17 protein-coding genes and 1 pseudogene are annotated in these 20749 nt (G+C 62.0%); 8 read left to right on the top strand and 10 right to left on the bottom strand.

Annotated features, from left to right (window positions below; genetic code table 11):
• Nucleotides 1–393: 393 nt before the first annotated feature.
• Nucleotides 394–597 carry a hypothetical protein gene (locus tag E3T42_RS14320; protein WP_134403213.1) on the bottom strand — a complete coding sequence of 68 codons (204 nt, stop codon included), beginning with the start codon at nt 595–597 and terminating at the stop codon, nt 394–396.
• Nucleotides 598–1125: 528 nt separating this feature from the next.
• Nucleotides 1126–2324 (bottom strand): annotated as a pseudogene (locus tag E3T42_RS14315) (IS3 family transposase).
• A 1054-nt stretch (nt 2325–3378) separates the two neighbouring features.
• Here E3T42_RS14315 and E3T42_RS14310 point away from each other — a divergent pair.
• From E3T42_RS14310 to E3T42_RS14285, 6 genes are all read left to right on the top strand, one after another.
• Nucleotides 3379–3621, top strand: coding sequence for a hypothetical protein (locus E3T42_RS14310; RefSeq protein ID WP_134403212.1), 243 nt, complete (start codon nt 3379–3381; stop codon nt 3619–3621).
• Between the two features lie 2 nt (nt 3622–3623).
• A complete protein-coding gene (locus E3T42_RS14305; RefSeq protein ID WP_134403211.1) occupies nt 3624–3986 on the top strand; it encodes a hypothetical protein in 363 nt (120 codons plus the stop codon).
• A gap of 2 nt (nt 3987–3988) precedes the next feature.
• On the top strand, nt 3989–4384 hold the full coding sequence (locus tag E3T42_RS14300; RefSeq protein ID WP_134403210.1) for a hypothetical protein: 396 nt from the start codon (nt 3989–3991) through the stop codon (nt 4382–4384).
• Complete coding sequence (locus tag E3T42_RS14295) at nt 4381–4764, top strand: hypothetical protein (protein ID WP_134403209.1); 384 nt, start codon at nt 4381–4383, stop codon at nt 4762–4764. Before E3T42_RS14300 ends, E3T42_RS14295 begins: the two co-directional genes overlap by 4 nt.
• 109 nt (nt 4765–4873) lie before the next feature.
• Entirely contained in the window at nt 4874–6697 is a 1824-nt protein-coding gene (locus E3T42_RS14290; protein WP_134403208.1) for a hypothetical protein, read from the top strand.
• A gap of 157 nt (nt 6698–6854) precedes the next feature.
• The gene (locus E3T42_RS14285; protein WP_134403207.1) at nt 6855–8039 is read left to right on the top strand and encodes an ATP-binding protein; all 1185 of its coding nucleotides are present in this window, start codon (nt 6855–6857) and stop codon (nt 8037–8039) included.
• Nucleotides 8040–8169: 130 nt separating this feature from the next.
• Here E3T42_RS14285 and E3T42_RS14280 read toward each other — a convergent pair whose 3' ends face one another.
• Nucleotides 8170–8637 (bottom strand): SRPBCC family protein, encoded by a 468-nt coding sequence (locus tag E3T42_RS14280; RefSeq protein WP_174776691.1) that lies wholly within the window; start codon nt 8635–8637, stop codon nt 8170–8172.
• A gap of 10 nt (nt 8638–8647) precedes the next feature.
• On the bottom strand, nt 8648–9040 hold the full coding sequence (locus E3T42_RS14275; protein ID WP_134403205.1) for a hypothetical protein: 393 nt from the start codon (nt 9038–9040) through the stop codon (nt 8648–8650).
• Between the two features lie 1531 nt (nt 9041–10571).
• Here E3T42_RS14275 and E3T42_RS14265 point away from each other — a divergent pair.
• Nucleotides 10572–12002 (top strand): SIR2 family protein, encoded by a 1431-nt coding sequence (locus E3T42_RS14265; RefSeq protein ID WP_241976189.1) that lies wholly within the window; start codon nt 10572–10574, stop codon nt 12000–12002.
• A 208-nt stretch (nt 12003–12210) separates the two neighbouring features.
• On the opposite strand, the gene mobF is transcribed toward E3T42_RS14265, so the two are convergent.
• Nucleotides 12211–16020, bottom strand: coding sequence for a MobF family relaxase (mobF, locus tag E3T42_RS14260; protein WP_134403204.1), 3810 nt, complete (start codon nt 16018–16020; stop codon nt 12211–12213).
• Between the two features lie 882 nt (nt 16021–16902).
• The gene (locus E3T42_RS14255; RefSeq protein WP_134403203.1) at nt 16903–17241 is read right to left on the bottom strand and encodes a hypothetical protein; all 339 of its coding nucleotides are present in this window, start codon (nt 17239–17241) and stop codon (nt 16903–16905) included.
• Nucleotides 17242–17408: 167 nt separating this feature from the next.
• Here E3T42_RS14255 and E3T42_RS14245 point away from each other — a divergent pair, with 167 nt between their 5' ends.
• Nucleotides 17409–17735 carry a hypothetical protein gene (locus tag E3T42_RS14245; RefSeq protein ID WP_134403202.1) on the top strand — a complete coding sequence of 109 codons (327 nt, stop codon included), beginning with the start codon at nt 17409–17411 and terminating at the stop codon, nt 17733–17735.
• A 301-nt stretch (nt 17736–18036) separates the two neighbouring features.
• Here the strand turns inward: E3T42_RS14245 and E3T42_RS14240 are convergent, their stop codons facing one another.
• From E3T42_RS14240 to E3T42_RS14225, 4 genes are all read right to left on the bottom strand, one after another.
• Nucleotides 18037–18255, bottom strand: coding sequence for a hypothetical protein (locus E3T42_RS14240; protein ID WP_134403201.1), 219 nt, complete (start codon nt 18253–18255; stop codon nt 18037–18039).
• Nucleotides 18256–18271: 16 nt separating this feature from the next.
• Nucleotides 18272–18808, bottom strand: coding sequence for an LPD29 domain-containing protein (locus E3T42_RS14235; protein WP_134403200.1), 537 nt, complete (start codon nt 18806–18808; stop codon nt 18272–18274).
• Nucleotides 18809–18820: 12 nt separating this feature from the next.
• Nucleotides 18821–19084 (bottom strand): hypothetical protein, encoded by a 264-nt coding sequence (locus E3T42_RS14230; protein ID WP_134403199.1) that lies wholly within the window; start codon nt 19082–19084, stop codon nt 18821–18823.
• Between the two features lie 298 nt (nt 19085–19382).
• The gene (locus tag E3T42_RS14225; RefSeq protein WP_134403198.1) at nt 19383–20285 is read right to left on the bottom strand and encodes a hypothetical protein; all 903 of its coding nucleotides are present in this window, start codon (nt 20283–20285) and stop codon (nt 19383–19385) included.
• Nucleotides 20286–20749 lie beyond the last annotated feature (464 nt).

Genomic DNA, 20749 nt, shown 5'->3' with positions numbered 1-20749 from the left:
ACATTCCCGACGACGACGTGGATCAACGAACCCGAAAAGGAAGGAACGAACTCAATGACCGCCTAAGGAAACTGACTCACATAGGTTGACATCTTCCGCGCTTCGCAACGCTTGCGCATTGCGAGTATGAAGTGACGGCGGCCTTGGCTTCTTCTGCACTGGGCCAGATCCCTGCCGTCCGCTCCCAAGTGGCTATGTAGGCCGTGTCACTCGTGACCTTGACTTGCCAGAACAGACCGCCGGAAGAATCCGTCTGCAGCTTGATAACCGGCGACTTTGGGTAATCGAATTTGGTCTCTGCAGAAGCGATATCTGGCGCCCCGACGCACAGGGCGAGACTGAAAGCACTGGTCGCGAAGATCAGTAGCGCGATCAGGCTGCGCCGGTACGTTTTCATACGAGAGTCAATTGCACGGTGAATCCTGCACCGTCTGGGTCGAAAGTGAGGAACGCCTCGTCTGTGCCGCGGGAGTATTGCGAGAAATTGACCATGGGGTTTCCATCACCGTCGGTCATCAGCGCCTCGTTCCAGCCCGTCGCGCTGAGCTGTGCACCGTAGGACGCGACGACCGAAGCATCTGCCGAGTCGACGTGCACAAAAAGCACTGACCCGTCGAGGACATACCCGACGAGATTCTCACCGGGCGGCAGGGGAACATCAGCCGGCCAAGCGGCAGGCGGCCCCGGGCTGACCTGCGTTTCCTGCCCTGGTGAGGCGGCCTCAGTCGCAACGGCCGGTGTCGGAGCCGTTTCTGGGACCGAAGATTTCGAAGGGGACAATGAAACGGGACGGTCCGGGTACGCCTGACTGACACAGCCGACCAGGGTGCAAACCGTAAGCCCTGCGACACCAACTAACTTCCATCGCGACAAGAACGCCAAGAGATCCCCAAATCTCGCACGATGTAATTTGCTCGTGACCCCTCATTTTAGGGTTACCGACCTTTGCACAGATCCGTGCATTAACCCCCAGTTTGGGCAGGTCGGGCTGGAGCCATTCGACCAACTCCATTTCCCCAGGGGCCGCGAACTTCTTGATCGTCCTGACGCTCCCCACTCAAAGCGTCGGACCGACCGGAGCAACGTTATCCCTGGATGGCCTTGACCCCGGAGAGTGGACACGGGTTAAGCGGCGAGTTGGATCTCTGCGGCCTGTGACGAGTATTGCATCTCGAAGTCCACTGGGGTGACGTGCCCGATCGAGGAGTGGCGCCGGCGGCGGTTGTAGCGGTCCTCGATCCAGTCCGAGACGCCTTGGATCGCGCGGGCCCGGGTGGGCCAAACCCGGCGGTAGTAGAACTCGGTTTTCAACGTCGCGAAGAAGCTCTCGGCCATGGCGTTGTCTCAGCAGATCCCGGTGTAACCCATCGACCGGGTGATGCCGTTCTGGGCCGCGAACAGAGTGATCTGCTCCGACGCATACTGGGTGCCGCGGTCGGAGTGGAAGATCACCGTCGCCGGGCGGTCCCCGCGCAGCACCAAGGCCATCCGGAGGGCGTCCTCGATCAGGTCGGTGCGCATGTGGTCGGCGATGGCCCACCCGATGACGCGGCGGCTGTGAGCGTCGATGACGGTCGCCAAATACACCCACCCCTCCCAGGTCCTCAGGTAGGTGATATCGCCCACCCAGACCTGATTCAAAGCCCCGGTATCCCACTCACGTTTCACCGCGTCGACCGGGTAAGCGTCAGCGTGATCGATGATCGTGGTCGTCTTCCACTTCTTCGGGCAGATCCCCGCCAATCCCAGTCTTCGCATGGTCGCGGCGACGGTTTTGCGGGAGATGATCTCCCCGTCCCCACGGAGATCCGCCAGGATCCTGGGGGCGCCGTAGACCTCGTCGGAATCGCCGTGGAAGAACGCGACTTTCTGCTCAATGTGCACCCGCCGAAGCGACGCCGGCGACGGCAATCGCCCAATCCAGGCGTAGTAGCCCGACCGGGAAACCTCGAGGAGGCGGACCATGCGGGTGATGGTGAAGTTGGTCTTCTCCGCCAGCATCAGTTCGAACGCTTGGCGTTCGTATCCGATGCTTCCTGGGCGAAGAAGATGGACGCTTTTTTCAAGAACGCCCTGTCCATCTTCAGGTCCGCGTTCTCTTTCCGTAGCCGAAGCAGCTCGGCCCGTTCAGACTCGGTGACCTCGGTCTGTCCGGTCTCGTTGCGGCCCTTGAACGCGCTGACCCACCGGCCCAGCGTGGCCTCGTTGATCCCGAGCTCGCGGGCGACGGTCGCGACCGCTCTGCCGGTGGTCAACACCAGCTTCACAGCCTCGTCTTTGTACTCAGGAGTGAACTCCCGACGTGATCTTGCCATAGTGAACATTCTCTCTTGTGAGGTGTCCACTCGCTGGGGTCAGGGCCAGGACTCAATCAATCGGTACACGCACCTCATCGACTGGGCCGTGATACTCGTGGAGCCAATCGAGATGATGAGCTTCCTCATGACCGAGCGGATGCTCCGGGGCATCCGGCACCGTGCGCAGGGTTCTCCCTCGCGCACCACAATGCGGTCGAGTAGGCGTGCTCGGTCGGTTCGGCCCCGAGCAAAGTCCGGGCACAACCCGTTACGTGAGCTACGCGCCCACGCTCCTCCACATCATCGCCAGCGGCATCCAGCCCGCAGCATCAGATCGTCGCCCGGAAAGCGAGGAACCTACCCGTGAGCCGCAAAGGAACGGGCGGCCACGATGATTCTCGGGCCAACTTCGTCACGTGGCTCAACGGGCAACAGGACAACAGGACTGGTCGCCCAACTTCGGGTACACCGAGCACCCGGGCTCGGCCTCGGTTCGGACGGGCGTCAGAGAAGTCAAGGCCAGGGAATGTGCTCCGAAGCCTCTGGAAGGCCAGCTCGTCAGCAACCAGACTCGCCCTGACATCCCGAAGGACGGCGAAGTCCGGCAAGGAACCCACTGGACTGCCCACGTAAGTATTCACTCCGACGGTGATCCTCGCATCGCTAGTACAGGTGGAGCAGGACACAACCTTGTCCATGTACGTGAGGTACGACGGAAAGAAGCCAGGACCGATCGGTTCTAAAACGCTGCCGGTTCCGCTCTGCATGTCCGCTGCCGCTCCGGCCTCACAGAAACGATAACCGTCCAGCTGATATTTGTAGGTGACACTGGCGTAGAGCGGGCCCGTCCTTGCCCCTGAACTAGCACTTCATATGAAATCCACCGTATTGGTTCTTGTCCGCCGGATTACCATGATTCAATTCGTCAGCGCGAGCCGATGTCAGTGGGCTGATGACCCCCGATATAGCCAGAAGGCCGAGCACATCCCCTAAAAGGGGAGCTATCGCTTTGTTTTCTGAGGTCGCTAAGTTGAGCGCAAGCGACCCGCTAGAGGACCGTCGGAGCATTGGAGCCCTACTCATGTCAGCTGATCCACGGTCCACCACCCCAGGCGCAGTTCTGGCCAGCGTCGGCGTTGTGCTCCTGCTCGTGGGATTCGTGTGGATGTCCGTCATCGGTTACTACCCGGACCAGTTGCCGGTCATCATTGTCCTGGTCGCCGCGGGCGCGCTCCTGGCGTGGCTCGGTCAGCGGATGTACCAATCCGCCAAGCGTGAGAACGCCTTGCACCGTATCAAGCAGCGCGACCTAGGGAAGGCATAACCATGGCCGTCATCGACGAAAAAGTTCAAGCGCTCGAGTTCACGGCCACAACAACGAAGTCTCGCGGCCAGGTGCGCCAGCTCTTCGACGATGCGGCCCAGGTCGCCCAGGGCGAGAAGATCACCCTCAGCGGCACGGACGACCTGGTCACGGGCGTCGCCCGCAACTTTGTCCGCATGCAGCATGCGGCGTTCACCCTGGCCTTGACCACGGGTGCGAGCGGGTCGACCAGCGTTGAGTTCCGCATTCCGGATTACCTGCGAACCCGCGACACTGTGCTCTCCTTCATTCCCGTTTCACCGTGGTCGGCGCCCGCGTACAAGACACTGAAACAGTTCAGCGAATACGTGCAGAACGGATTGTGACCGTGGCGAAAAACAAGCCGCCCGTGCAGCTCACAGTAACGAAATGCGAAAGAGCGGCAGTCAACGTCAGAGCGCGCAAGCCGAAGCTGGTCACCGTCGCTTTTACCGTCCTGGTCCTGCCTCTGCTGGCAGGCTGCTCAAACCCCGGCGCGACAACCTGTGATGAGTACGCGGCGATGGACAACGCCAGTCGTCAGAGCACCGAGAGGGCGCTGTTGAAAGCTCACAACCTCGACACAGGCACCATCGGAAACTCACTCGGCGTGACCGCAGCGCTCGACTCATACTGCGGGGTGTCGGACAACGTCATCGCGGGGCTCCCCAGTTCAAAGGCAGCCACGCAGAACAACGACTCGGCGATAGACAACGCGACGGACTGGACGGCCACGAATTGGTGACCGGCCTGCACGGGCTGCCCGGCACGCGCTCATCGAAACATCGGTACATCGCCGCGGCCATCACTGTCACCGCCGCTCTCCTCCTGACCGGTTGCACGAGTACTCCGACGATCACCGGCATGTGGACCGCATCGGATGGCTCAGCGACGAAGATCGTGAACGACGACGGATCCTGCTCCGGCATGTACTACAACGGGACGACCCCGCTCGACATCGGAGGCGGGATGACCTGCACCCTGTCAGATACTAAGAGCAACGGGTTTTACACGCTCGTCGTCTCGCAGCCGCCGAACCAGGCTTCGTACCAGGTGAGGTTTGACGGGGATGACATGGTCATGAGCTCCGGCGGTGTCGATATCGTGACGCTCACCAAACAATGAACGTGGCCGCACTCATCCTTAGCCTGATGGCACGCGGGAAGCATCGTGCCGCAGCAAGGAAGGTGTCGTTCGATCCTCTCGGCCTGAGCTGCATGTCACAGAGCTACGGATGACGGCGAAGAATTCGTTCCCGATAGCCGCTCCTTCGGAAGCGGCTACCGCCTCACAGACGACGAAGAGCAAGAAGTTCTCCGTCCGGTTAAGGACATACCGGTGGTGGTTTCTTGGGGCCGCGATCCTCCTATGCCTGGCTGCAGGAAAGCGACCAGGAGAAATTATGAAGAAGTCCGCCTGGGGTCGCGTCCTCGGAATACTAACGAGTGCTGTTGTGCTTGGCGCAACCCTCACCTCGTGCGCACCGGCAGATTTACCAGACGGGTCGGTGCGGGTGAAGGCAGGAACACCGGCGACGCTCACAGTCGATGACATCCGAGTCGAGCTAGCCAAGGACTCCATCTCCGGTTCCGGAGAACTTTCGATTGCTCCCATCGAAGTGAACGGAAAACATGGATTCGACATCAGCCTCAGTGGCGATGCCAACCTGGTCGGGGAAGCCACCATCACTTTCACGGGTACCCCACAAGAAGGAGAGCCTGCGCCACTCGTCAGCTATATCGATGACGCTGGCATCTTGCAGCCCGTGGACGTCGTCACGCTGGTCGGCAACGAAGCGTCGGTCGTCACCACACACTTCTCTAATTGGTTCACCGACTGGTGGCATGATCTGACGGACCCCATCACGAGAATCTGGTCCGGGGTGTTCTCGCCCCTGCCCACCGACCTAGCACTCGCCTGCAAAGAGACAGACGCACTCCTGGCTGGAGGCCACCGCACCAACGGACCTCACGAAGATGATCAGAGAGGCTCCTGGTGTGCCGGAATCCGAGACACACGGCCTGAACTGAAAATCAAGAATGCTCGCGGCTACCCCATGGTTGTCGAGGCCACCGGCAACCTCGTCCTAAACGATGAGGACAGGTCATTGGAGAACGCCTACACACAGCTGTTTGCCATCCTCGGATCGCAAGCAAAGACCGGCAACTCCATCTATGCACTATCCGGGTACGACGCCGCGAGCTACACCGTCGCAGGCGACAGCCTGCAAGGCGTCTACATGTCGGGAAGCCCCTCGGCCTATGTTGGGGAAGCCCTGCGCTTCGCCGCGGACACCTACATGTTCCTCGCCGAAGTGCAGGGCAAAAAGATTCGGTCCAAAGACGCTCTCGACGCCCTCACTAACACTGGATGCATCGGAGGGTTCGGGAAGATGGCGGGAGCAAACCCTGCCACCGTCACCGCTGTCACGGAGTACATCAAAACAGCTGTCGGAACCTCGATCGACTGCCTAGGGCCAGCGATGGAGTATTACTTCAAGGGGGATGCCTGGCTTGTCAGGCTCGTCGCCGGCGTCAAGTGGATAGTGGACGGCGTGAGCCTCGCCAGCCAGGTCGGCCCCGCCATCGGCGACATGCTGACCAACCTAAACAACCCGTATATCGTCACAATCACAGACGCCCCAGAACCCAGCGTCGCCGGCCTCCCCGCTGAGCTGTCTGGAGAGTGGTGCACACGGTCGAAACCCTCAGATTGCTTTAGCGGTACGCAGACGCTGAAGAAGTGGCCGGACGCGTTTGTGGAGTCTGTCGAGCAGGCAACTGATGCACCTGGTGCTACGTCCTACGGAATCTGCATTAAAGACGAGGGCAATCACTCGTGCAGCATGGCGGCAACGATGATCCTCCAATACTTCCCGGCCGGTGTCGCGTGGGACTGCACGGCAATGTTGGTGTCGGTGGAAGGGCAGGGCTGGCCGTCTTGTGAGCCGGACTATACATCTGCCCACGACACAGACCTGCCGCGCCTCACCCACATGTACAACCATCAACAGGACGTTGTCTATCACGACGTCGAACCGATGTACCAGGTCGACTAGGTCTTCTGCTGGCACGTCCCGCGACTCCGCTTGTCGGGATACCGCAATTCATCGGTGACCGAATAGTCCACCCGAAACAGCTTCGTACCGCCCCTTTTATAAGGGCTTCTATGATCGAGTAAACGATTCATTTACTCGGGGCTATATTGTTCTATTTATGGAGCTTTCGACGAATCCTTTCAAGCCAGGTGCAGGGCGGGTGCCGCCGGTTCTGGCAGGCCGCTCTGACCTGCTCGGTGAATTCCGCACCCGGCTGTACCAGGCGCGGGAAACGGGGGAGGGGGAGAGGCCGTGGATCCTTTCCGGGCTCCGCGGAGTAGGGAAGACGGTGTTGCTCAATCAGCTCGGACGCGACGCGGCCGAGCTGAAGTTGATCTTCATCAAAGTCGAGGCCTCGAGCAGCAAGCCCCTGGCCGTCGCGCTGGCCAAGGAGCTCCACCTCGCACTTCGACGAGTTCTCTCAAGCTCTGACCGTGCCAAAGCTCTCTGGTCCAAGGCCGCCCGCGTGCTTCGTTCATTCCAGGTGCGTGTCGATCCGTCCGGGACCTACTCCTTCACTGTCGACGTTGAGCCGGAGCGCGGCGTAGCCGATAGCGGCGATCTCGCCGTCGATCTCCAGGAGTTATTGGAGACCATCGGGCTTGCTGCGCGTGAGGCCAACACCGTTATCGTGCTGGCCGTCGATGAACTCCAAGAAGCCTCATCCGAGGATCTCGCGGCTCTCAACGTCGCCCTGCATAACCTCGGCCAAGACGTCTTCCCCGTCCCAGTCGTGTTCGTCGGCGCGGGGTTGCCCTCCCTGCCTGCCGTGCTCGCTGACGCGACCAGCTACGCGGAGCGCCTCTACGACTATCGCCAGATCGGTTTGCTTGACACCGCCGCAACATCTGACGCCCTCACTGCCCCGGCACGTGCCAACGGAGTCGACTGGGAACCTGACGCCCTGGACGCAGCGGTGACAGCTACGGGAGGATACCCCTACTTCATCCAAGCCTGTGGCAGTCATGTCTGGGCCGTCAGGGCCACGGACACCATTTCTCTGCAGGACGCCCACATCGGGATCGAGTCAGCGCGAAGTGAAGTGGAACAAGGCCTGTATCAATCGAGGTGGGAGCGGGCTACACCGACTCAGCGGGCCTTCATGACCGCAATGGCCATCGACGACGATGCCCCCTCCTCAATGGCCGAACTCGTGACACGACTGGGGAAGAAACGCACAACGGACCTCTCCGTCAATCGCCGAGACTTGATCCGGAGCGGTCACATCTACACACCAGAACGCGGTTTCGTCGCGTTCACCGTGCCCGGCATGGCTGACTACATCGGCAGACAAGGGGAGTAGCCCCGAGTCATCCGCGCCGACGCCGGCACCTACTCATGCCTCGCGATCGGACCGCTGGCAGCAGCGGACAAGGCGTGCGCCCGTGCAGACGGGGGCAGCGGCGTCCGGTCAGGACGCGAGCACCGTCACGTCAAGCTCGGGCGTAGCGCGACGCGAGTTGGCGCAGGGTGGCTTCGATAGCGGCGGCGTTCTGCCGAGGAAAGCCGAGCAACTCAAAGACCTTGCCCTGCACGGCTGGGACGGTGCTGTAGTCGAACGTCTCAGTGACGCGCGTAGACGTGGGCGTGAGCGGCGTGAGTTCCCAGCGCCACCGGTGGCCCGCTGGGCTACTCCATTCCACAAGCCGACCGTCCTCGAAGCACGTCACCGTGCTGGTGATGCGATACCGGACGCCGAACTGCTTCATCGCTACCGAGAATCGTGCGCCCTGGCTGAGCCGCCGCGGCCCCGACACCGTGTCGCGGACGGTGCCCGAGCCGTCCAGCTCACCGTGACGGTGCGGATCAGCCACCAACGCGAAGACGTCGTCGCATGAAGCTGGCACCTCCACAGTGCGCGCGACTCGGCGCGGTCCTTGCTCAACCTGTTCGACCGTCATGCTGCCCAGCCTAAGCCGCGGCTACGTAGGCCCGCGCCGCGGCCATGACCTCTCGGGAACGCCCCTCCGAAAGCGCTTCGGCCGGCGAAGCATCACCCAGTTCCGGGTTCATATCCATAAACCACGCCCTGGCAACGTCAGTCGAATGAACCGAACAGAGGATCTCGAGCACCTGAAATGTGTCTCTGAGGAACTTTTCACTCGCATGTGGCGGCCGCACCGTTGCGTGTGCCCAGCGAGCAAGCGTGCGGGCATTCCTACCCACGATCGCCCCCAGCTGCGCCTGGCCCAGTTGCACCTGCAACTCCGCTGCGATCTCAGCAATACTCAGACCCACGGAGCGTTCATGAGCCGCGCGATCAGAACCAGAACGAGAACCATCCCCGGTTGACGTATTGAGCATGAACCGAGACTACCAATTCGCGGGTGTTATGACAGGTGATATGTCGGTCGATATGACCGATAATGGTTATTATGTCCGTTTGTAATGCATCTATTGCAGGAATTGCAGAGTAGGACTCCCCTCGCAGGTGCTGCGCCTACAGCCCCGGACGACGCGCTTCTAACGATTCATACGACCGCACCGCACAGCGTCATGGTGACTCCAAGCTTCGATTCTTCTAATCTAAGTCAGACTTTTTCGGACTTTATAGAATAAATCTCCTAGTGCCGGTAGAGTCACTCTTGTCCCCCTTAATGAGGACACGATTGGACGGAACGTGCCAAAAAGACTCCACTGTCCCACCTGCGCAAAGGTCGTAGCCCTCACAGCCGGGCTGACGTTCAAGTCTCATAAGGACGGCGGGATGCGTTGCATCTCGACCGGAAGCACAGCAGCCCGCGAAGCGCCAACCTACGGATTGGTCCAGATCATGCCGGGCAGCGAGTACGTGCGGATCGCCCACATCCAGGCGAACGCTCTTCTGGCTGAGAAGGAGATTGCACTCGGGCTCCCTGAATACCCCGATAGAACGTGCCATTCCGTCATCACCGTCGGCGGTGGCCTCCCCGGGCTCGGAAAGAGACGATAGGGTCCGCGTCGTCTCCCGGAGATGCTTGACCTCACGGTGTCGGCGGCCACCCACTACTGCACTGTCCAGTTCGAATGGAAGGAGGCCCAATATGGGTCAGTCTGCAAATCGCAGCGCAAAGTCAGGAAAGTTCATCTCAAACGCCGCCGCCGCCCGGTGGCCGGCCAAGACGACCACGGAGCGCGTCGGCCAAGGAACGGGTAATGCCCGTACGGTTCATCGCTCGGCAGCGTCGGGGATTTTTGTATCCGCCGAGGCAGCAGGAAAGGACCCTGGCGGAACTATCAGCCAGCGCGTCTAGCTCCAATCAAAGGCGAATCGGGGGTGCCGCACAGGCGGCACCCCCGATTTTCTACTCAAGGCCACCACTAAACCAGGTAGTGCGTAGGCCCTGGTGCGCTACCGGCTTATGACCAGGGCGGTGCCCGCCGTAATGAGGGCCACGATGACCTTGGTTAGGTCAAGGGTGACTCGTGGGCGCTTCTTCATGATTTCTTCCTTCTGGTTGCGGCCGAGGCGTTCCGGTTGAACGCGCCCCTCCTCTTAGCCCTATGCGGCGACTTCTCTGCGTACAGAAATGTCTCCCTGCGTGTTCCTACTCAAAGCTGCCTGATCGATCCCCGTCTATGGGGTACTGGTTTCGTTCAAAAATGCGCGAGTTGAAATTGGCCTGACGGGATGTGCCAGCCAGCATGCCGGCCGGGTCGCGTCTCTCATCTGCCGACCCAGGCCGCCTTCCTGCTCAATGACCGTGTCGTCCCGGTTGTCCGCAACGTCGGACGGTTGATTGTCCCGAAAGGGAGGAAACATTGTTTGTAGGCTGCTGTAGCCGGGCTGCCGGTAGACACGTCGAAGACGCCTAGGCCTCCCAGGGTTTAGCACGGCAAATGAGAGCATGGCATCGTGAGCGCTCCCGACCTGACTGCCGAGACTATGGACCAGCTACGAGCGTCTGGTTCTGAGAAACACACGACCCTCCTGCTCGGGGCCGGCGCGTCGACGACCTCTGGACTTCCTGGCTGGGATGAACTGGCCACCCGCCTGCTGGTTGGCAGCGCTTCAGTAGACGGCGTTGACAGCGCTCAGTTGCTTCTCACCCGTCAAGATCCTTTGATTGTCGTGGAGGCAGCACGAGCTGCGTACGGCGATGAAAAGTGGTTGAGAAAAGTACGCGCTGCCTTGTATGACGGTGTGGCGTCGACCGAGTCCTCTCCACTGCAGCTGGCGACCGTGGCACACGTCCTTGGCGGAGAGTCCGAGGACACTAGCTTGATTACGCTCAACTTCGACGTGCTGCTCGAGCAGACGCTGGAGCGCGAGTCTGGAGTCGAGGTAGTGAGTTCAACCGGGAAGAACATCTCGGTCGGGGACGGTTCCTACGTCGTGCACCACTTGCACGGCGTTGTCAGCCCGAGCACGACGGACAAAGTGGTGCTCACCTTCACGGATTTCCTGGATCTAATTTGTGCGCAGGGCTCGTGGCAAAAGGAATTGTTGCGTGAAGCTATCGGCCGTGGAGCCCTGATTATCGCTGGAACGTCATACCGTGACCCCGATGTCCGTCAATGGATTCACGCCGCTCTAAAGGGAGCCCCCGTTGAGCACGCGGCCATCGTGCTCCTGGCCCGACAAGGCTTCAGCGTTGACAAACAGCAGTTCTCGAAGCTCGAGCGCGCCTTAAGCGCGCAGTGGACCGCCGTCGGTATGCGCCCCATTCTTATGCACGATTTCTCCGACGCAGCACAAGTTATTCGTGAGCTGCGCCACGTCAATACGGACGACTATCTCGCACCCCAAGAGCGGGCAAAGCTGATCTGGGATTTCCATACCGACCGATTCGCAGAACTCCAGGAGACCTATGTGGCGGAGCTTGGGCGCAATGCTGAAGCTATTCGGCAGACTCTAGACGTTGAGCGCCTCAACCTGACACTGTGGCTGGCTGATGGAGAAGGCGGGCTTGCACGCTGGGCCGCACAGGATCGCCTGTACCTCGATCCTGCCGGGCTACGGACCGTCGAGACGGGGTACGACAGCCCCTGGATCGCAGGAAAAGCACTTGGTTCGGACGCCCTGCTCTTCCAAGATCTGCCGCGCCACCACACCCGTCAGTGGCAGTCCGTGCTCGCACTACCTGTGCCTGCACCACATCCAACCCTCCCAACAATGACTTCAGCCGTGCTCACCATCGGCCTTCCGGACCCAGCCGAGACCTACGAAGGATCAAAGCTGATGTGGGGCCCGTTGCTCGCGAGTATCGGAGATGAGTGGAGCACTCGGTTGACTCAGGACGTGTTTGCGGTGCCTACCGCAACTATCATTACGGATACGGACTAGGAGGCGTCATGCCGAAGAACGAGAAATCATCCTCGTACCAAAGCCTGGGCGAGGGCGTCTATCGCGTTGGCGGCGCGGTTACGCGCAGTGCCGTCACCGGACGCTACGTTACGGTGAATCCCGTCGCTGGTCGCCAAGGCTCATTTTCAACGAAAGTGCGGGCCTCCGGATCGAACGCCAACCGAGGCCAAACACCTAATTCTTGAGACTACCGTTCGCGGTCATGGTCTCGGGTACGTTGAATGTCGGTCTGAGTTGACTGGTCCCGTTGGTTTGTCTGGCGGGACTTCACGATGAGACCGGCGGCACGCTGCGCTTCCCGCTGCCTGTCAGCCGTCGCGCGGTTCGCAGCGCGCATCGCGTCGAGTGCTGTGGTCGGCTTCTGCAGAGGCTCTGACGCGCCCGGCACGGCGCGCTGATCCTGCTTGTCCCGTATGGCCGCGACACGAACTGCAAGTTCTGCACCAAATCTGCGCTCACGGTACGCCTCAGGGATCGCCTGCGTCTGGCTTGGGTCGACCTTGTACCGGTCACGGAACACGTCGACTTCGGCCGCGAGGCGCACCCACTCCTGCCGGCGGGTGCTCTCGGCGGGGACATCGCCGAGCTGCTGCGCCCAGTCGGGTTGATCGGCGGCGATCGCCGTGCCGCGTTCCTCGAGTCGCACGGCCAGGTACTCGTACCGCTCCCCCAGGTGGTCCCGCCATGCGGGGTCGGTGCCTGCGGCGTCGAGCACCCGCCGATCGGCAATCCACGCCGGCACTGCAGGGCGCTCGGTTGCTGACACCGGCGCCTGGTCGGCGGGGGCTGTTTCGATGCGTCGTTCCATCCTGTGGGAGAGGACGGCGCCGACGTCGTCGGCGGTGCCGCGTTCTCGTTCGTTCCACGATTCCCGCAGCACGCTGGCCGGGTCGAGGCCCTGGGTTTCGGCGCGGGTGAGGGCGGCGGTGACGGCGCCCCAGCTCTCGGAGCTGGTGAGGTTCCGCGCGTCCTGCTCGTCGAGGGTGTGGCCGACGAGTTGGGTGAAGCGGATGGTGTTGGCGCGTTCGGCGACGTCGCCGTATTGGTCGATGAGGGTGACCAGGTCATCGACGCGGGCTTGTTCGGCACGGATGGTTTCGGTGGCGGAGAGCATCCCGTCGCTGTGGCCGGCGATGGCGGCCAGGACGTCACTCATGGGCTGGGCATCTTCGGTCTCGACGTAGAGATGGTTGGCTTCCTTGCCACGGGTCAACCCGACGTACACGAGTTCGCGGGAGGTGGAGGAGTCGGCGAGGACGTGGGCGGTGTCCGCGGTCATGCCCTGGGCCCGGTGAATGGTCGACGCGTATCCGAGCTCGACGTTGTTCTGCACGTACTCGGCGGGGAGGGTGATGCGACCGCCGTGCCCGGCATGGGTGACGGTCAACGCCCCGTCGGCTTGCACCTTGCCGACGGTCCAGACGTCACCGTTCTTGACGCGGTCGGTGCCGCGCCCGGTGCGGAGGGTGGCGTCGTTGAGGCGGGTCACGATCCGGTCGCCCTGGTACGCGGCGAGTCCGTCGCGGAGCTGCGAGGACTTCTTCCCGGAGACCAGGCCGGCACCCATCCGGTAGGCCTGGGCCCTCGTGTTGAGGTCGGTGACGGTCACGTTTTGTTGGGCGAGCATGACGGCGTTCTTGCCGGCTTCGTCGTCGTGCTGCCAGGCGGCGAAGACGTGGTCGGTCATCCGGTCGATGCCGCCGCCGGTGACCCGGCCGTTGTCGACGTACCAGCGGAACGGGTCCCCCACCGTGGCCGGGTCGCGCAACTGCCGGGTCGCTTCGGCTTCGGCCGGGGACGTGAACCGGTGGATCTCCTCGAGCTTGACGGAGCCGACTTCGCGTTCCAGCAGGCGTAGCGCCCCGCCGGACTCGACGGCGGCGAGTTGCCGGTCGTCACCGATTAGGCGCACGTGCGCCCCGTGACGCTCCGCAATGCTGGTGACCTTAGCCAGGTTGAGGGTGCCGGCCATACCGGCCTCATCGACGACGATGATGTCCCCCGCCCGCAGCTTCAACTCGTCCGGGTGGCGACTGTCGGGGGTGGCGTCCCCGTGGGTGTTGTAGGCGCGGACGAAGGAGTGGATCGTGGCCGCCGGGACCTCGACAGTGTCGCGGAACACGGCGGCCGCCGTCGCGGACGGGGCCAACCCGATCAGTCGGCCACCGGCCTGCTCGGTGGCGCGGGCAGCCAACGCAAGGGCGGTGGTCTTCCCGGCGCCTGCCGGGCCGGTCGCAACGACGAGGAGCGTGCCGGAGGTCGTGAACTCGCGGGCAAGGGCCCGCTGACCGGCATCCAAAGGTCCGGTGTGCCGGGCTGCGGTGCGGTCGAACTCAGCCACCGTGATGGGGGCGATCGTGCGCGTGCGACCCGCGGCCAACAACGTGTCTTCGGCAGCGAGGAGGCCGGTGGAGGTGAAGAGCATGCGACCCTTGTGCTCGTAAATGCTCGACCCGTCCCGGCGGGTCAGGGGCTCGAAGGAACCGTGCGGGGCGGGCGGGGTCACAGCGATCGAGTCCGTCTCCAGTGCACGCCGAGTGATCAGCTCGACCGTGCCTTCGGGTACGGGGCCGAGGCTGGTTTCCTTCTGGACCCAGCGGCGAGCTTCGGCCTCGATCATGTGCGGACCCCAGACCGCGTGATGCTCCGACACCGTCGCCACAACCTCACGCGCAGCACGGTCCACATCCACCACCCGCGGCTCCCCCGGCCTACTACCCAAGGTCGGTGCGGCAGCACGGGCATCCTTGAGGAGGTTCGTGACGGTGGCGGTGCCGACGCGTTCGGCGGCCTTCGCAGCCCACTCGGCGCGGAGGCCAGCGAGGGATCGGACGTGGGCTTTCGCGGGGCGGGTCTCGAGGGTGGCCTGCTGCGCGAGCTTGATCCGGGCGACCGCGTCCGGGCTGCGCCCGTGGGTGGCCCGGTAGTCCTTCTCGAGCTGGCCGACGACCTTCTTGATGTCCGCGGACCGGGTCGAGAACGCCCCGGTGAGGCGCTCATCGACACCGGCGATCTCGACCACGGGCCGCTTGCCCGGGGTGACTTCCCGCAGCTCTGTGGCCAGGCCGAGGCGGGTGGTGACTTCGTCCATGACGCGTTGGTTGTAGAACTCCGACGCGGCCACACCCTGACGGTGGAAGAGCTTGGAATCGATCGTGCGCCACTTCCCATCGACACCCTTGACCTTGTTCGCCACGACCAGGTGATCGTGCAACTGCGGGTCACCATTCCGGGAGTCATAGTGACGGAACCGCGTCGCCACCAGGCCACCCTCGACGTCGATCTGTGCGACACCGTTCGTGCCGGCCCGGGTCGCGATCGCTTCCCGCTCTAGGTAAGACACGGTGTCCAGGATCGCGACTGCCTGGGCATCTTCGATCGTCTTTCGGGTGTCCTCGTCGCCGAGGCCCCAGAGCACGGAGACGCTCTTCGCGGGTGAGAAGACTAGGTCGAAGCCGGCGACCGCTTGCTGCGTCGGCCGCGTCGCCGCGGTGATGAACCGTCCGAGTTCGTCCTTGTCTGCCGGCGGCCGGCCCTTCGCGTCGCGGAACGCCAGGTCACCCTCACGTGTGCGGATCGCACGGCGGTCGGCGACGTTCGGCTCGCGCCCGTTCACCCTGGTGAAGTCGGTGTAGCCGGCGGCGATCTTCGCGGACAGGTCAGTACCGTCGGTGCTGTAGCCGTAGTAGGAACGGCCGAGCTTGGCTGCCTTCGTAGCCTCCCCCACAGTCTTGCCTTGGGCCTGCGCGTCAGCAATGATTCGTTCGGCGTCGGGGTGCAAACCCTCACCGTAGAGGGCCTTCATCTGCTCCTCCGTGACGACCCCGGAGACGCCGAGTGCGGCCAGTCCCCCGCCGACCCAGACACCTTGAGGGTTGCCATCCTCGGTGTAGTAATCGCCCAGCTCACGGCCGCTCTCACGCTTCGCATCACCGGTCGCGACCTCGTTGGTGTAATACACATACCCGTCTCCCGCAGAGAGGATATGCATAGTCATCACCCGCTCACTTTACCTCGTCTATTACTAATGCCAGAGGTGTGACAAATACTAATACGAAGAATGAGGATGCAGGGTGGTCACGATCGAAGATTGTGATGGTCGAATGCTGAGGCTCCTGTCGACGGGTGCCTGCCGATAAAGACTATCGAGACGACGGAGTAGGCAGTGCTCAGCTCGCAACTAAACGCGCTCCTCCCAGCGAAAGGGCCCCCTTGTCGCTTCTCGAAAGGATCTGTCGCAGGCAGCCGATGTGCTCACCGAAACTGGGACATGACTTCGCTCGTACGATGAAGGCTGCCGCTACTCTTTGGTAATGGTCGATGAATATTGCCATTGTGGTTCGCAGTCCGCTGGCCGATGTACCCGATGTGCCGCTCGCCTCTGCCGCACGCACCTGCTGGAATATCCGACCGCGATTACGCTCATGCTCGATCAACTGACAGCCCCCGGCGACCGGCCGCACCTGTGCGAGCCATGCGTATGGAACGCAATGGAGAACCGCGCAGAAGAAGTAGCTGCAAGCATGAAGGCTCAGGGTGTTTCAACCCCGGAGCTAGTCGGCGCCCGAGTGGCGGCATATAACCTATGGCACGGTGGTCAATCTAGTTATGGGATCGCGCCGACACTCCCCTTCGGACAGCTCATCACATTGACTGCCGCTGGAGGCGTACTTCCAGATTGGGCGACGACAGATGCCACGGTGTCCATGGGGCTGGTCTACTCCCGACTGGCCTCGCCTGGGACAATGACGACCGTGCCATGGGAGGAGGTTGGACCTGACATCGAAGAGTCTGTCGGCTTCTTTCGTTCCAGAATCAGGCGGACCCGTAACGTACTGCGTTCCGGAAGCATGGTGGGTTGGTCTGTCGATCTCAATCATCAGGAATATGTCCAGAACAGAATCTTGATAACCGCTGATGGCAGGGTCGTGCCTCTTCCGATTTCACACTCCGCCAGCGGGGGCATAACGTTTTCTGCCCAATCCAAGTCCCTGGACCAAGCGATCGCACGGTACGAGGGTTCGACCGCGATAACCGGCGAACGCGACGTGTCGGAGAGCATCGGTATTGCGATTCTGTCCCTTCCGAGGCCGTAGATAAGCGATGCACCAACATATTCAATCCTGCGAAACACCCCCACCAAACGCATTCTGAGGTCGAGTGAACGGTCCATCGCGATCTTGTCGAACCTGCATTCCGCGGGCTTTGATGAGCTCATGCCCAAGACCTTCGCGAGGGTGACCGTTGGCCGGCTCCTGAGTCACGCCCACTTCTGTCGAACCTCCAGCGTCTTGATCCGCCTCACCCTGGCCTTGGTAGTACCGGGCAAGCATGCGCGCTGGACTCACGCATAATGGTTCCTCCACCCACGAAAGGGGTACACGCATGGCCGACGTACGTAAGTCTGCGAAGCAGACTGCCGCCCGCTCTCGCGCACGCGAGAAAGCGGCAGAGTTCCGCGCGAAAGAAGACAAGCTCGAGCAGCTCGCCACCGACTACTTCGTCGCCACTGACTCGCTCGACGAGATCGACGCGACAGCACAGGCGGAGATCGCAGCCATCCAGGATCGAGCAGCGCAGCAGAGCGCGGCCGCCCGCACGTCAGCGGCGGCCGTCATCGCGTCCATGCTCGAGCTCGGAACCCCCAGGGCAGAAGTAGCGGGCCGCCTGGGTCTGGCGCTGCGCGACGTCAAGAAGGCTCCTGCGCTCTGAAGTCATTGAGCTCTCGAAGCGAACGCTAACCTGTCTGGTTTGGTGCTCTTCGCTGGAGTGGTTAGGTCCTGTCGGTCCCGCCGGATCCTCGTTGGAGGATGCTGAGCGGTCCGCCCAACTGGTGTGCGCGCAGAGTTCGCCTGATGCCTCGTCGTTGCCAGGTTCCGGGACGGCGCCGCTACAACCGGGGTCATCCTCTGTCCAGGAACGGCCTTAGCCGTCGTCGGTGATTGCTCCGGTCGGTGAGTTGCTGGGTGTCCAAACGCCCCCCTTGATCGTCGTCAAGGGGGCGTTTGGATGATCAAGCTTTGTAGTGGCTGTCTCCTTCTTGGTCTTCTTCGGCGTGTGCGGAGACCCAGGTGTCGGCGGCGGTGTCGGCTCCGGAGGCGCGGAGCAGCCCGGCGAGGGCGTCCACTTCGGTGCAGCTCATCCGCGGGCCCACGTCGCCCGCGAAGTCGGCGGCCGCGAACACATCGACGAAACGCGTAGCGGCGGCGGTATCAATGGTGATTGTGTTCATTGCTGGTTCTCCTGGTCTATCGGGTGAGCGATGTGACGGTGCAGAGGTTGACTCGGTGCAGGATGACCTGGGCGATGTGCACGGGGCTGTAGATGTAATCGTGGAAGTGCCCGGCAACGTAGATCCCGTGGGGCACGGCGGCATCGTTGAGGGGTTCACCCTCGGGGGTGAATACGACCAGGTCTTTGTGGTCGCTGTCGGTGCTGATGAGGTGCTGCGCGACCCGGTATCCGGCGGCCGTGTAGTCGCGGTGGGTGTTGATCCCGTCGCAGGAGTACCGCACGACCCGGGGCATGTCCTCGCCGTCGAACGCGACGAGCGCGGACCCCTGGTCGTCGTACCCGTCGGTCATGCCGTTGAACTTGCGGCCCTCGTACTGGTTGGTTACTGCGCTTACCTCCCGGTCAGTGGGGCCGTCGCTCCATGACACGTTCATCCATGCGGACGCGGTGCCGGTGCTCATCCAGACGCTGAACTTCACGCCGGGAAACGCGTTCTTCAACGCCACCCGAACCAACTTGGCGGTGTCCTTGGTGCTGATGTAATCCGTCATGTTCGCATCTCCTCAGTTGCTCGGTGCAGTGGTGGCCTGCTCGGCCTGGATGGCTACCCACAGGGCAAGCCGGGTCCGGAGGTCGGCGATCCTGGCGAGCTGGTCGGCGGTGCGCGCGGCCGTGACCGCGGGGTGCTCGGGAGTGTGGGGCGTGGCGTATCCGTCCCAATGCAGGGTGCGCTCGCGCCTGCGGATCGAGCTGTTGAGGTGGAAGATTGTCCATTCGACGTCAGCGGCAGTAATCGTGTGCGCGGGGGTCTGTGTCTGTTCAAGCATTTTCTCTCCTCCAAATTTTTTTGCCTTTCGGCGGTTTCTCCGCCCTCATGGAGTGCTGTCGGGGTCAAGCCCCAAGGAACGGTTGCAGGCCAAAAGTTATGAAGGAGCGCAGCAGGGGAAGAAGTTTTTGCTGAAACTGTGACGACGGCTTGACGCCGGCAGCACGCAGTGAACAATCCCCCAGACGAAAAGCAACAAAGTTTACGCGCGCCGAACTGCACTGTCGGGCAGGAGCGGCGGCGTAGTTCGGTGGGCCAGCAGCACTGGACGAAAGCGGATTTCGGAGGATTGCCGGAGGCTAGCCGTTAGCTGTGTCTGCATCCTCGTCATCGATTCGCGGGATCACAGTAAGCAGCCGTTCCGTTGCCTCGCGAAGGATCTGCCCGAGTTGCGGTTCGTATCCGGAGTGCGTGGCGAACCGGACAACTCCGTAAGTGACCACGGCATCGGCGAGCTTCAATATCTTCGTAATCGCTTGGGGATCAGGCATAGTTGCTCTTTGGACCCGGCCGCTGTCGCTGTTTCCTGCTGCGACTGAAATCTGCAGTGCCACAAGCGGCCATCGCTTTCCGTGGGCAGTTCCCGCGGAAGATCGCCACAGCCGCTCGACTTCAGCAGGATCACTAATTCCGCCAGTCCTGCTTCCGTTCCTGGCGGCTGCGGCTGACGCTTCTTTGACCACGGCCATGTACCCGCGAAAGCGTCCGATCTCCTCTTCAGAAGTTGTACTTGCAACCCGTTCCAGGAGCTGAGCCCTCGCAGCATGCATGCGATGCTTTTCGCTGGGTGGCAGCGCCTTCCTCTCTTCCTCGAGGTCATCGAGGATCAGGCAGAGGTGCCGTAGCGCGGTCGAATGGGCGTCTTTGGCGTCCATCATCCAGACTGCTTGCGAGGCGGATTCGACCGCTGCGCGAGCGAGGGCTTGCACGGGGCGGAGTTTGTGCAGGACGACAGCTTCCGGGTGAAACTTCAGGGGCGCTGTGAGGTCGGCCCAGAATTCCAGGTGCTCGATGCCGGCGCTTAGGTAGTCACGTGCCCAGTCAGACGCCGCTTCCCACTGGTACTGAGCGTCGACCTGCGCGAATGCGGAGCCTCGCAGGGGTGTTCCAATAGTGTCGAGGACCTCTCGCATGATCCGTGCGCTATGGGCAACCTCAACCCACGGCATGCTGGTTTCCCGGTCAATTCTGTAGCGCTCCATGAGCCTCCTCTTTCCGTCATTGTCCGTCAGCAACGACTCGAACACTGCTTGCCATGAGGACACTGGTCACGATCACCAGTGGGTGTCCTGGTTGGTTACATCTACACACGCTCGATGGCGAACTGCCTCTCTACTCAAGCCCCGCCGTCGGCTCTGCGACCTCCACGCATTCAGCCCGCACGCGCCAATACGCTGTTTTGGGTGCACCTAGAGCCCGAGTTGGGCCTCGACCCACTTCTGAAGAACGGTGATGGCAGCTTTCTCAACCGAGCCGGATAGATCCAAGAGAAAACCTTTGATCTTCTGTTTGGCTCGCACGCGCGATGGACTAGGTGCTCCACGATCCGCGAGTTCGCGTAGCGCTTCGGAAGATGTCAACCTATGTGAGTCAGTTTCCTTAGGCGGTCATTGAGTTCGTTCCTTCCTTTTCGGGTTCGTTGATCCACGTCGTCGTCGGGAATGTT

Source organism: Cryobacterium sp. TMT4-10, from assembly GCF_004403275.1.
Taxonomy (GTDB): domain Bacteria; phylum Actinomycetota; class Actinomycetes; order Actinomycetales; family Microbacteriaceae; genus Cryobacterium; species Cryobacterium shii.
The sequence above is the reverse complement of the archived record's forward strand: the minus strand, read 5'-3'. Positions and strand labels throughout refer to the sequence as shown.

Bases quoted from the DNA above. Each gene is read 5' to 3' on its own strand.
- E3T42_RS14310 (WP_134403212.1), top strand. From the start codon at position 3,379: ATGTCAGCTGATCCACGGTCCACCACCCCAGGCGCAGTTCTGGCCAGC.
- E3T42_RS14305 (WP_134403211.1), top strand. From the start codon at position 3,624: ATGGCCGTCATCGACGAAAAAGTTCAAGCGCTCGAGTTCACGGCCACA.
- E3T42_RS14290 (WP_134403208.1), top strand. From the start codon at position 4,874: ATGACGGCGAAGAATTCGTTCCCGATAGCCGCTCCTTCGGAAGCGGCT.
- E3T42_RS14285 (WP_134403207.1), top strand. From the start codon at position 6,855: ATGGAGCTTTCGACGAATCCTTTCAAGCCAGGTGCAGGGCGGGTGCCG.
- E3T42_RS14280 (WP_174776691.1), bottom strand. From the start codon at position 8,637: ATGACGGTCGAACAGGTTGAGCAAGGACCGCGCCGAGTCGCGCGCACT.
- E3T42_RS14275 (WP_134403205.1), bottom strand. From the start codon at position 9,040: ATGCTCAATACGTCAACCGGGGATGGTTCTCGTTCTGGTTCTGATCGC.
- mobF (WP_134403204.1), bottom strand. From the start codon at position 16,020: ATGACTATGCATATCCTCTCTGCGGGAGACGGGTATGTGTATTACACC.
- E3T42_RS14255 (WP_134403203.1), bottom strand. From the start codon at position 17,241: ATGAGCTCATCAAAGCCCGCGGAATGCAGGTTCGACAAGATCGCGATG.
- E3T42_RS14245 (WP_134403202.1), top strand. From the start codon at position 17,409: ATGGCCGACGTACGTAAGTCTGCGAAGCAGACTGCCGCCCGCTCTCGC.
- E3T42_RS14240 (WP_134403201.1), bottom strand. From the start codon at position 18,255: ATGAACACAATCACCATTGATACCGCCGCCGCTACGCGTTTCGTCGAT.
- E3T42_RS14235 (WP_134403200.1), bottom strand. From the start codon at position 18,808: ATGACGGATTACATCAGCACCAAGGACACCGCCAAGTTGGTTCGGGTG.
- E3T42_RS14230 (WP_134403199.1), bottom strand. From the start codon at position 19,084: ATGCTTGAACAGACACAGACCCCCGCGCACACGATTACTGCCGCTGAC.
- E3T42_RS14225 (WP_134403198.1), bottom strand. From the start codon at position 20,285: ATGGAGCGCTACAGAATTGACCGGGAAACCAGCATGCCGTGGGTTGAG.